Origin of the sequence: Thauera sp. WH-2, assembly GCF_048321015.1 — a bacterium.
Lineage (GTDB): Bacteria > Pseudomonadota > Gammaproteobacteria > Burkholderiales > Rhodocyclaceae > Thauera.
Genome location: NZ_JBLWFG010000011.1, coordinates 37,439 through 47,919 on the forward strand (window position 1 = coordinate 37,439; position 10,481 = coordinate 47,919).

Sequence of the window (10,481 nt, forward strand, 5' to 3'; positions counted from 1 at the left end):
ACATGGCGGGCTCAATCTTCGGCCAGCGGACGGAATTTCAGTTCGAGGGTGCGCTGGAACTGGCTGCGGTTCTCAGGTAGTGGCAAGGGACTTGAGCGCCGGATTGCGCGCTCGATCGCCTCGTCGAGCGCCGCAATGCCCGAACTGCGCTTGAGGCGCACGTTCAGCACTTCGCCGCTCGGCAACTGATCGACCTCGAAAACCGCTTCCGGGTTGCCGCTGAGGCCGGGTGGGCGCAGCAAGTTGCCGCGCACCTTGGCTGCAACGGCGGCGCGGTACTTGTCGATATCGCCGCCGGGCGCGCCCTGTGCTGCCGGACCCTGTGCTGCAACGCGCGCGCCCTCCTGTGCCATCAGGCTGGCCAGGCGTGCCTGCTCGGCACGCTGGAGTTCCTGCTCCAGGCGCTGCGCGGTCGGGTCAGGAGCGGGTTTGGGCTGGGGTTTGGGCAGTGGCTTCGGTTCGGGTTTGGGCTTTGGCTTGGGCTCAGGCTTGGGTTCGGGTTTCGGCTTGGGCTCGGGCTTCGGTTCCGGTTTGGGTGCGGGCTTCGGCGGCTCCGGCTTCTCCTCGGGCGGTTTGGTCGTGATCTCGGGTTTCGGCACCGGCGCAGGCTTCGGCGGCTCGGGCTTGGGTTCAGGTTTGGGCTCGGGCTTGGGTTCTGGCTTCGGCTCAGGCTTGGGGACCGGTTCCGGTTCCGGTTCCTGTTTCGGTTCGGGCGTCGGCTGCGGGCGCGCGGCGGCGGGTGCGCTACGCGCCGGAACCGACGCCAGGCCGACCTCGAGCGCCGCCGGGGGCGGGCTCTGCCAGCGGACGCCGAAGAACAGGAACAGGAAAAGCCCCGCGTGCACGGCGATCGCCAGGCCCATGGATTGCCATTTGCCCGGCGCCTCGCGGCGGGGCGGCGCTGCGTGTTCCCTCATTTCTGGGTCGTCGCGCTCTGGGTGACCAGGCTGATCTTGCGCACCCCGGCGTTGCGCGCGGTCTCGAGCACGTCGATCACCTTCTGGTAGTCGAGCTTGCTGTCGGCGGCGACCAGGAAGGGCTGCTCGGGGTTCTTCGCGAGCGCGTCCTTGAGCGCGGTGGACAGCTGGTCGCGGCGCACCGGGCGCGGGGTCCCGCTGTTGCTTGCGCGCAGCGCATAGGCGCCGTCGGCCTTCACCTCGATGAAGATCGCTTCGGCTTGCGGTGGCGGTGTGCCTGCCCCGGCGGACGGGACGTTGATGGTGCCCTGCTGGATCATCGGCGCGGTGACCATGAAGATCACCAGCAGCACCAGCATGACGTCGATGTAGGGGACGACGTTGATCTGGTTCATGAGACGGCGTTGGCGCATCGGTCGCTCTCCGTCCGCTCAGCGCAGGTTGCGCTGCAGGATGTTGGAGAACTCCTCCATGAAGCTCTCGAAGCGGATGCCGAGGCGGTCGATGTCGTGTGCAAAGCGGTTGTAGGCGACCACGGCCGGGATTGCGGCAAACAGGCCGATCGCGGTGGCGACCAGTGCTTCCGCGATGCCCGGGGCAACCTGGGCGAGGGTGGCCGAACCCACGCTGGAGAGGCCGCGGAAGGAGTTCATGATCCCCCACACGGTACCGAGAAGGCCGATGTAGGGCGATACCGAGCCCACTGAGGCGAGGAAGGCGAGATGGGCTTCAAGGTCGTCGATCTCGCGCTGATGCGTGGCGCGCATGGCGCGGCGCGCGCCGTCGAGCGTGGCGCCGTGGTCGTGGCCCTTGGCGCGCAGCTTGGTGAACTCGCGGTAGCCTGCCTCGAAGATGCGCTCCATGCCTTCAGCCTGGTTGCGGCTGGCGGATTCGTACAGGGTGTTCAGATCGCCACCGCTCCAGAACTCGCGCTCGAAGCGGTCGGTTTCGGCACGCGCCTGGCGGATCTGGAAGGACTTGCGAAAGATCCAGTACCACGACACGAGCGAAAGCGCGGCGAGCAGCGCCATCACGAGCTGGACGAGGACGCTTGCCTGCGAGATCAGGCTGATGATGGAAAGGTCGTGCGTGACGGTCATGCTTGGCTTCGGATCGAGGAGAGCAGGTTGGGCGGGATCGCCGTGGGTTTGTTTAGCTTCATGTCGACGCAGGCAAGCTGGGCCTGCGCGGTAAACAGCAGCTGCCCGCTACGCAGGATCGACTGCTTGAAGACGATGCTTGCGCGGCGCAGGCTTTCGATGCGGGTCTGCACTTCGAGTTCGTCGTCGAGACGGGCAGGGGACAGAAAATCCGCCTGCACCGAGCGCACGACGAAGCCGATGCCGGCCTCCGACAGCAGTGCCTGCTGGCTGACGGCGAGTGCGCGAAGCCACTCCGTGCGGGCTCTTTCGCAGAACTTGAGATAGTTCGCGTAGTACACGACGCCCCCCGCATCGGTGTCTTCGTAATAGACTCGCAAGAAATGGCTGCGAGCACCGGCGTCTTGCGGCGCAGAAGTCGCGCTCGCCCCGCGGGAGACCGTGCTATGTGGTTGCATCGCAGCATTCTAGCCGAGCCTCTCTCGTGGGTGCACGCGTGTTGCAATTGTTGATGATTGTTTTGACAATTTCTCCTTAGTCTCTGTCTTGAAAGAAATTTTCTGAAAATGTTGTTCGCCGTTTCAGGGTTGTCCGGCGGTGTCCGCCGGGGGCGCTGAGACGGGACCGATTGGTTGGGATACGACTGTGGCACTTCCCTTTTTTGGCAGGAAGAACACCCCCCGTGAGCTTGCTCCGGAGCAGGTGCACGCCAACGTTCAGGAGCCTGCGCCGCCTCCGACAGAGCTCTCGGAGCTGAATTTCGATTCGGCGCATGGCGATGAGCAGGTCGAGGTCCAGGAGTGCGGGGGCGGTATCGGCGCCGTGTTCGAGGATGCCGCGGTGCTCTACGCCAATGGCAACGAAGGGGAGGCGCTTGCCCTGCTCGAGCCGGCCGTGACCGGCGAGGGCGCCGACGTGGGCGAGGGGGCCTGGTTGATGCTCCTGGATCTGCTTCGCCTGCGCGGCATGGCGGAGCGGTTCGAATCGCGGGTCATCGATTACGCAACGCGCTTCGAGCGCTCACCGCCGCCCTGGGAGGACCTTTCCGGCATGGGCGCCCGGCCACGGGCTGGCGGCTTTCCGCTGATCAACCTCAGTGGCCAGCTTTCGGCCGCGGCCGAACGTCAGTTTCAGCAGATCACCCAGATCGGGCGGCGTAGCGGCGGGATCCGTATCGACGTCAGCAAGGTCAAGGGCGTGGATGACGGAGGCTGCGGGGTGTGGCGGCGCACGCTCGCGGAGCTCGCCGCCGAGCGCATCGAGTTCAGCTTGCTCAACGTGGATTCGCTCGCGGCGCTGCTCGAGAAGCGGCTGAGCGTTGGGCGGGCTGAGGAGCGTGACACTTGGTTGATGCTGCTCGAGCTGCTGCAGTATGCCGGCGATCAGGCGCGCTTCGAAAACCTCGCGGTGGATTTCGCGGTTACCTTCGAAGAGTCGCCTCCGTCGTGGGAGCAGCGCGCCGCTAAGACGGACGCCGGCGCGGCCCCGACCCCGGCGCGGCCGGAGCCGGTCAGCACGGCGTCCGACGCCTTCGTCTTCGAGGGCGAACTCAGCGGCTCGGGTAACGACAGCCTCAAGCAACTGGCGGTCTTTGCCGCCGAGCGCCGGGAACTCACGGTGGACTGTCGGCGCCTGCGCCGGATCGACTTCGTCTGCGCCGGAACCTTGTTCAACATTCTCGTCACCCTGCAGGCTCAGGGTAAACTCGTGCGTCTCGTCAATGTGAACGCCATGGTGGCGGGCTTGCTGCGCGTGATGAGCGTGGATCAGGTGGCGAAGGTCACCCTGCGCCATTGAGCAAGCTGTACGAGCCATCCCTGCATCCGCAAACCCTGAGCGCCGGCACCGGGCCGGCGAGGAATCATCATGGAACAATATCGCGGCACCACCATCCTGTCGGTGCGGCGCGGCAATCGCGTCGCTCTTGGCGGGGACGGCCAGGTCACCCTGGGCAACATCGTCATCAAGGCCTCGGCGCGCAAGGTACGCACGCTCTACAACGGTCAGATCCTTGCCGGTTTCGCGGGCGGCACTGCGGATGCCTTCACCTTGTTCGAGCGGTTCGAGGCCAAGCTCGACAAGCACCAGGGCAACCTGCTGCGCAGCGCAGTCGAGCTCGCCAAGGACTGGCGCACCGACCGCATGCTGCGCCGGCTCGAGGCCATGCTGGCGGTGGCCGACCGTGAGCATTCACTCGTGATCACCGGCAATGGCGACGTGCTCGAACCGGAGCAGGGCATCGTTGCCATCGGTAGCGGTGGCGCCTACGCCCAGGCTGCAGCGCGTGCGCTGATCGAGAACACCGAACTCGATCCCAAGGAAGTCGTGTCCAAGGCGCTCGGCATTGCCGGCGACCTGTGCATCTACACCAATCACCATCACACCATCGAAGTGCTGGATTGAGGCTGAACGCATGACCCAGATGACCCCGCCGGAGATCGTCTCCGAACTCGACAAGCACATCGTCGGCCAGGACAAGGCGAAGAAGGCCGTTGCGATCGCGTTGCGCAACCGCTGGCGGCGTGCCCAGGTGGACGAGCCGCTGCGCAGCGAGATCACCCCCAAGAACATCCTCATGATCGGCCCCACCGGCGTCGGCAAGACCGAGATTGCGCGCCGCCTGGCGCGGCTGGCCAATGCGCCGTTCATCAAGATCGAAGCGACCAAGTTCACCGAGGTTGGCTATGTCGGCCGGGACGTGGACACCATCATCCGCGACCTGATGGAGATTGCGATCAAGGACGGCCGCGAGCGCGCGATGAAGTCGGTGCGCGACCGTGCGCTGGACGCAGCCGAGGATCGCGTGCTCGATGCGCTGCTGCCACCCGCGCGTGCCGTGGGCTTCAGCACGGAAGCCGAGCCCACACAGGATTCGGCCACACGCCAGAAATTCCGCAAGAAGCTGCGCGAGGGCGAGCTCGACGACAAAGAGATCGAGATCGAGGTCGCAGCCCCCTCCATGCAGGCGGAGATTTTTGCGCCGCCGGGCATGGAGGAGCTCACCCAGCAGATCCAGGGCATGTTTCAGAACATGGGGGGCGGCAAGAAGAAGCAGCGCAAGTTGCAGATCCGGGAGGCGATGAAGTTGCTCGCCGACGAAGAGGCTGCGCGCCTGATCAACGACGAGGAGGTCAAGCTCGAGGCCGTGCGTTCGGTCGAGCAGAACGGCATCGTGTTCCTCGACGAGGTGGACAAGATCGCCGCACGCACCGACGCGCATGGTGCCGACGTGTCGCGCCAAGGCGTGCAGCGCGATCTGCTGCCGCTGGTCGAAGGAACGACGATTTCGACCAAGTACGGCATGATCAAGACCGATCACATCCTGTTCATCGCCAGCGGTGCATTTCACCTGTCGAAGCCCTCGGACCTGATCCCCGAACTGCAGGGCCGCTTTCCGATCCGCGTCGAGCTCGAATCGCTGTCGGTCGAAGATTTCGCCCGCATCCTCACCAGCACAGACGCCTGCCTCACGCGTCAGTACGAGGCCCTGCTCGCAACCGACGGTGTCCAGCTCGAGTTCACCGCGGAGGGTATCCGCCGCCTGGCCGAGATCGCCTTCCAGGTGAACGAGAAGACCGAGAACATCGGTGCCCGCCGGTTGTACACGGTGATGGAGAAACTGCTCGAGGAGGTTTCCTTTCAGGCGGGTCGTAGTAGCGCAACCCAGACGGTGGTGGTCGACGCGGCCTACGTCGACGCACGCCTCGACATGCTGGCGCAGCGCGAGGACTTGGCGCGCTACGTGCTTTAAGCGGCTTCGGCGCCTGTTCGCGGGCAAGCGCCCTCCCACGGGCAGATGCACCTGCCTGGTTTTGCTGTGGGAGGGACTTGCCCGCGATTGCCTTTCGATGGCTGCCTTCGTGGCAGCGACCGCAAATCCCGGACCCGAGCCGCCAAATGCTGATCCGCATCGTCGAAATCCTCTTCCCGCTGTTTTCCATCACCGCCCTGGGATTCTTCGTCGGCCGGCGCACGAAGCCGGACCTGTCGCATGCCAACAAGCTGAACATGGACGTATTCGTGCCGGCGCTGGTGTTCGCGGCGCTGGCCAACAAGGCCTTCGACGTCGCCGCCTTCCTGCCCCTGATCGGGGCGGGGACGGTCGTCGTGGTGGGCTCGGGGCTGGCGGCCTGGGGGCTGGCGAAGGCAACCGGTATCGAACCCAAGACCCTGGTGCCGCCGTTGATGTTCAACAATTGCGGTAATCTGGGTCTGCCGCTGGCGGTGCTCGCCTTCGGCGAGCTCGCGTTGGCGCCCATGGTGGTGCTGTTCATGGTGTCGAACCTGATCCACTTCTCGTTCGGCGCCTGGCTGCTGGACCATCGCGTGCGGCTGCTCACGGTGTGGCGGGTGCCCTCGGTGCTGGCCACGTTCGCGGGGCTGATGGTGAGCCTGACCCACTTCGAAGTCTGGCCGCCGCTGCTCATCGCGATCCGCATGCTGGGCGAGATCTCCATCCCGCTCATGCTGTTCGGCCTCGGGGTGCGCCTGGCGGATTCGCGCATCGGCGCGATCGGAATCGGTGTGTTCGGCGCCGTGGCGCGACCGCTGGTGGGCATGGCGCTGGCGTGGGCGGTGATGCAGGTGATCGAACTGCCGCAGCGCGAACAGGCGCTGATGCTCGTGTTCGGTGCGCTGCCGCCCGCGGTGCTCAACTACATGTTTGCAGAGCGCTACCAGCAGGAGCCAGGGAAGGTGGCCTCCATGGTGTTGATCGGCAACGTCGCGGCGGCGGTGTTCCTGCCGCTCGCGCTTGCGCTCGTGCTGGACTGATCAAGCGCTCCGCGCACCGGACGGAGCAGGGCGGGCGCCTCAGGCATTTCGGTCAGATCGCTCCGGATCAAGGCGCATCAGCTTGCCGAGCAGATCCACAGGCACCGGAAACACCAGCGTCGAGCTCTTGTCGCCTGCCACCTGAGTGAGCGTCTGCAGGTAGCGCAGCTGCATGGCGGCAGGGTCGCGTGACAGCATCTGCGCGGCTTCGAGCAGCGCCTCGGCGGCCTGCTTCTCGCCTTCGGCGTGGATTACCTTGGCGCGCCGCTCGCGTTCGGCCTCGGCCTGCCGGGCGATCGCGCGCACCATGGTTTCGTTGAGGTCTACGTGTTTGATCTCCACGTTGGCGACCTTGATGCCCCAGGCATCGGTCTGTGCGTCGAGGATCTGTTGCACGTCGGTGTTGAGCTTTTCGCGCTCGGAGAGCATCTCGTCCAGTTCGTGCTTGCCGAGCACCGCGCGCAGCGTGGTCTGGGCGAGCTGGCTGGTGGCGTTGAAGTAGTCCTCGACCTGGATGATGGCCTTCTGCGGATCGACGACGCGGAAATACACCACCGCATTCACCTTGACCGAGACGTTGTCTCTGGAGATGACGTCCTGCGAGGGCACGTCCATGGTGACTACGCGCAGGTCGACCTTCACCATCTGCTGCAGGCCGGGGATCACGATCACCAGGCCGGGCCCCTTGACCCGCCAGAAGCGTCCGAGCATGAAGATGACGCCGCGCTCGTACTCGCGCAGTACGCGCAGTGCGGCGAAGAGGAGGAAGACGAGGAGGAGGATGAGCGGGGCGAACCCGAACTGGAGATCGATCAACATGAGGCGCTCCTGTCGTGTGGCCGTGCGGCCGTGGGCGAAACTTCAAGGGTGAGGCCGTCCAGACGGTCGACGCGTACCTGCTGTCCGGGCCTCAGGCTACTGGCACTGCGCGCGCGCCAGGTCTCGCCGTGCACATGGACCCACCAGCCTCCGCCCTCGGCGGTCGATGTGATGGTGCCGAGGGTGCCGAGCATCTCCTCGCTGCCGCTCACCACCGGGCGGCGGAGGCTGCGCGCGGCGAAGGTGCCGATGGCGATGATGATCGCCGCGCTCGCCAGCGCCATGCCGACGATGAGTGCGACGGGCACGCCGAAGCCAGGGACGTCCGCATCCATCAGGAACAGGCCACCGACCACGAAGGCGATGATGCCGCCCACGCCCAGCACACCGAAGCTGGGTAGGAAGGCCTCGGCCAGCATCAGTGCCGCGCCCACTGCCAGCAAGAGCACGCCGGCCCAGTTCACCGGCAGCAGCTGGAAGGCATAGAGCGCGATCAGCAGCGAGATCGCGCCCGCCACGCCGGGTACACCGAAGCCGGGCGAGGTGAACTCGAAGAACAGTCCGTACATGCCGATCATCATCAGGATCAGCGCCACTTGCGGGTTGGCGAGCGCGGCGAGCACGCGACTACGCCAGTCCGGCTCCATCCGTTGGATCCCGATGCCTGCGGTGGCCAGCGTGCGCGTACCGTCGAGTACGGGAACCTCGAGGCCATCGAGCCTGTTGAGCAGATCCCGGCTGTCGAACGCGATGAACTCGATCACCCCCCGGGACAGGGCTTCCTCGGCCGAAAGACTGGCGGCTTCGCGCACTGCGCGTTCGGCGAAGTCCACGTCCCGGCCTCGTAGCTGCGCCAGACTGCGGATGTAGGCCGTGGCGTCGGACATGGATTTGGCCGCCATCGCGTCGGTGGGCGCAGCAGCGCGATGGCCGGGTGCCGTGGGGGAGGCGGCGGCAGAGCGCCCGGTGGCGGATGCATCCGCGCCTGTTCCGTCGTCTGGATGATCGGAGGCACGGTCCTGCTCCCGGGGCGCATCGCCGGCGCCCTGGGCCTTCTCGCTTGCGTCCTGCGCGGGCTGCGGCGCGTCATCCAGTGGTGCCCTCCGCCCGGGCTGCGCGCCGCCAATGCCGATCGCCACCGGCGTGGCCGCGCCAAGATTGGTGGCGGGCGCCATCGCCGCGATATGGCTGGCGTAGAGGATGTAGGTGCCCGCGCTCGCCGCCCGCGCGCCCTCTGGCGCGACGAAGGTGGCCACCGGCACCGGTGAGGCGAGGATGTCCTTGATGATCGCGCGCATCGAGCCATCCAGGCCGCCAGGCGTATCCAGCTCGATGACCACCACTTGCGCGCCGCTCGCTGCTGCGCGCGCAAGGCCCTTGTGAAGGTAGTCCGCGCTTGCCGGGCCGATCGCGCCGTCCATGCGAAGTACCAGCGCGCCTCCCGCGCTGGGTGTCGCCGATGTACCGGCCAGGGTCATCAGCAAGGCAGCGAGGATCGGCGCCACGCTGAAAAGTCTTCGCATCAGTACGAATGCGCTTGCGCTCATCCCATCGCCTCCGTCGTCCGCCACGAGCGGTCGTGATGCCACCCGTGTCTTTCGGAGTGTAGTTCGACTGCACAAGTTCGCTGCAGCGATGGGGGAGGAAGAAACCTCAATATCCGCTGAATCGGTCCATCCGGCGCCGGTCGCGCTTTGTCGGGCGCCCATGCAGGTCTGCCCCTGGTGCAGCGGCGAGCTTGTTCAGCTCGTGGGCGCGTTCGCGCGCTTCGATGCTCTCGGCGGTCTCCTCGTACAGCATCTGCGCCACGGTGGCCGAGCCACGTTTGTCGGCGATTGCGCGCACGAACACCGTGCGGGTCTCCTCGCCGAGGGTGATGTCGAGCCGGTCGCCCGTCTTCACGTCGCGCGCGGGTTTCACTGCAGCGCCATTGAGCTTGACCTTGCCACCCTCGACGGCCTCGGTGGCTCCGGTGCGGTGTTTGAAGAAGCGCGCGGCCCACAGCCATTTGTCGAGGCGGGTGCGGGCTGGGTTTGCGACGGCGTGCTTGCGGTGTTCGGTCATCTGCAGGGCATTGGTGAACGGAAAAGGGCACGGTCGACAGTATCGACAGAGCCCTCCCGAATGCAACGGCGCCATGGGACCGGGGTCCCGTCCAGTCCTTCCGCCAGCTTGCGCGGGGCGGGAGGGTCGGAGCCCTCTCAGAACAGGCCGGAGATCGAGGTAATGAGACCCTTCTTCAGTTCGGGGAGCGCTTCTTCGAAGGCAAGGTTGACCTTGTTGGCGGTCGAGCCGATGCGGGTCTGGTAGGTCTTGTAGCTCGACTCTTCCGCGTAGCTGACCTCGGACGCGCCGCTGTTACCCTGGCGCAGCTTGTGCCTGGAGCTGACCTTGGCCTTGCCGGTGCCGGCCATCCGCTCCTTGATCTGGAGGTCGGTGACCATCGAGAAGTAGACGTCCTTGACCGCGGCGCCGGCAATGCCTTCGGCGAGCGCACCCACCAGGCCGGCTGCCGCGATGCCGCGGCCGCTGGCGCCGCCGACGTAGGCCGCACCCGACGCGAGCATCAGCCCGCCAGCTGCGGAAACGCCGTAGCCCTGGTTGATCGCGGCCTCCATCGCCGTCGGGGCAGACTTGCCGACCTGAAGGATGTTGGCCTGCAGGATGTAGTGCGCCGCCTCCGGATCCTGCATGACACGGTAGCCCTTGGCCTCGATGGCGGAGAGGATTTCCGCGTGGACGGACAGATCGGGTTTGTCCGAAGTGTTGCGGATCTGCACGAAGATGGTTTTCTTGTCCGAACCGACCGGATCAAGGAAAACCGTGTCCGACTTATGTGGAGTTACCGAAGAATCATAATTTAGCCGAAGCT

Annotated in this window: 11 protein-coding genes and 1 pseudogene; 4 read left to right on the forward strand and 8 right to left on the reverse strand. The window is 65.9% G+C overall.

Annotated elements, in window-relative coordinates:
• Positions 1–11 precede the first annotated feature (11 nt).
• Genes ACNKW1_RS14735 through ybgC form a run of 4 tightly spaced genes read right to left on the reverse strand, consistent with a single transcriptional unit; the run spans position 12 to position 2,397 of the window.
• Complete coding sequence (locus tag ACNKW1_RS14735; RefSeq protein WP_418365358.1) at positions 12–917, reverse strand: energy transducer TonB; 906 nt, start codon at positions 915–917, stop codon at positions 12–14.
• Complete coding sequence (tolR, locus tag ACNKW1_RS14740; RefSeq protein WP_418365359.1) at positions 914–1,330, reverse strand: protein TolR; 417 nt, start codon at positions 1,328–1,330, stop codon at positions 914–916. The genes ACNKW1_RS14735 and tolR overlap by 4 nt, the downstream gene beginning before the upstream one ends.
• Positions 1,331–1,348: 18 nt before the next feature.
• On the reverse strand, positions 1,349–2,017 hold the full coding sequence (gene tolQ, locus ACNKW1_RS14745) for a protein TolQ (RefSeq protein ID WP_418365360.1): 669 nt from the start codon (positions 2,015–2,017) through the stop codon (positions 1,349–1,351).
• Positions 2,014–2,397: a tol-pal system-associated acyl-CoA thioesterase gene (gene ybgC, locus ACNKW1_RS14750; protein WP_418365361.1), complete on the reverse strand. Its 384-nt coding sequence runs from the start codon at positions 2,395–2,397 to the stop codon at positions 2,014–2,016. Before ybgC ends, tolQ begins: the two co-directional genes overlap by 4 nt.
• A 265-nt stretch (positions 2,398–2,662) precedes the next feature.
• On the opposite strand from ybgC, the gene ACNKW1_RS14755 reads away from it, so the two are divergent.
• The 4 genes from ACNKW1_RS14755 (at position 2,663) to ACNKW1_RS14770 (ending at position 6,790) form a co-directional block, all read left to right on the forward strand.
• Entirely contained in the window at positions 2,663–3,814 is a 1,152-nt protein-coding gene (locus ACNKW1_RS14755; RefSeq protein WP_418365362.1) for an STAS domain-containing protein, read from the forward strand.
• 69 nt (positions 3,815–3,883) lie between these two features.
• Positions 3,884–4,420 carry an ATP-dependent protease subunit HslV gene (hslV, locus tag ACNKW1_RS14760; RefSeq protein ID WP_418365363.1) on the forward strand — a complete coding sequence of 179 codons (537 nt, stop codon included), beginning with the start codon at positions 3,884–3,886 and terminating at the stop codon, positions 4,418–4,420.
• Between the two features lie 10 nt (positions 4,421–4,430).
• Positions 4,431–5,768, forward strand: coding sequence for an ATP-dependent protease ATPase subunit HslU (gene hslU, locus ACNKW1_RS14765; protein ID WP_418365364.1), 1,338 nt, complete (start codon positions 4,431–4,433; stop codon positions 5,766–5,768).
• Between the two features lie 146 nt (positions 5,769–5,914).
• Positions 5,915–6,790: an AEC family transporter gene (locus tag ACNKW1_RS14770; RefSeq protein WP_418365365.1), complete on the forward strand. Its 876-nt coding sequence runs from the start codon at positions 5,915–5,917 to the stop codon at positions 6,788–6,790.
• Positions 6,791–6,829: 39 nt separating this feature from the next.
• Here the strand turns inward: ACNKW1_RS14770 and ACNKW1_RS14775 are convergent, their stop codons facing one another.
• The 4 genes and pseudogenes from ACNKW1_RS14775 to ACNKW1_RS14790 form a co-directional block, all read right to left on the reverse strand.
• A complete protein-coding gene (locus ACNKW1_RS14775; RefSeq protein ID WP_418365366.1) occupies positions 6,830–7,609 on the reverse strand; it encodes a slipin family protein in 780 nt (259 codons plus the stop codon).
• Complete coding sequence (locus ACNKW1_RS14780) at positions 7,603–9,156, reverse strand: NfeD family protein (protein WP_418365367.1); 1,554 nt, start codon at positions 9,154–9,156, stop codon at positions 7,603–7,605. The genes ACNKW1_RS14775 and ACNKW1_RS14780 overlap by 7 nt, the downstream gene beginning before the upstream one ends.
• A 106-nt stretch (positions 9,157–9,262) precedes the next feature.
• The gene (locus ACNKW1_RS14785) at positions 9,263–9,673 is read right to left on the reverse strand and encodes an RNA-binding S4 domain-containing protein (RefSeq protein WP_418365368.1); all 411 of its coding nucleotides are present in this window, start codon (positions 9,671–9,673) and stop codon (positions 9,263–9,265) included.
• A 137-nt stretch (positions 9,674–9,810) separates the two neighbouring features.
• Positions 9,811–10,437 (reverse strand): annotated as a pseudogene (locus ACNKW1_RS14790) (complement resistance protein TraT); the annotation flags it as partial.
• Positions 10,438–10,481 lie beyond the last annotated feature (44 nt).

What these genes read in the sequence shown, in the direction of transcription:
- ACNKW1_RS14735 (WP_418365358.1), bottom strand. Translation starts at nt 917, where the DNA reads ATGAGGGAACACGCAGCGCCGCCCCGCCGCGAGGCGCCGGGCAAATGG.
- tolR (WP_418365359.1), bottom strand. Translation starts at nt 1,330, where the DNA reads ATGCGCCAACGCCGTCTCATGAACCAGATCAACGTCGTCCCCTACATC.
- tolQ (WP_418365360.1), bottom strand. Translation starts at nt 2,017, where the DNA reads ATGACCGTCACGCACGACCTTTCCATCATCAGCCTGATCTCGCAGGCA.
- hslV (WP_418365363.1), top strand. Translation starts at nt 3,884, where the DNA reads ATGGAACAATATCGCGGCACCACCATCCTGTCGGTGCGGCGCGGCAAT.
- hslU (WP_418365364.1), top strand. Translation starts at nt 4,431, where the DNA reads ATGACCCAGATGACCCCGCCGGAGATCGTCTCCGAACTCGACAAGCAC.
- ACNKW1_RS14770 (WP_418365365.1), top strand. Translation starts at nt 5,915, where the DNA reads ATGCTGATCCGCATCGTCGAAATCCTCTTCCCGCTGTTTTCCATCACC.
- ACNKW1_RS14775 (WP_418365366.1), bottom strand. Translation starts at nt 7,609, where the DNA reads ATGTTGATCGATCTCCAGTTCGGGTTCGCCCCGCTCATCCTCCTCCTC.
- ACNKW1_RS14780 (WP_418365367.1), bottom strand. Translation starts at nt 9,156, where the DNA reads ATGAGCGCAAGCGCATTCGTACTGATGCGAAGACTTTTCAGCGTGGCG.
- ACNKW1_RS14785 (WP_418365368.1), bottom strand. Translation starts at nt 9,673, where the DNA reads ATGACCGAACACCGCAAGCACGCCGTCGCAAACCCAGCCCGCACCCGC.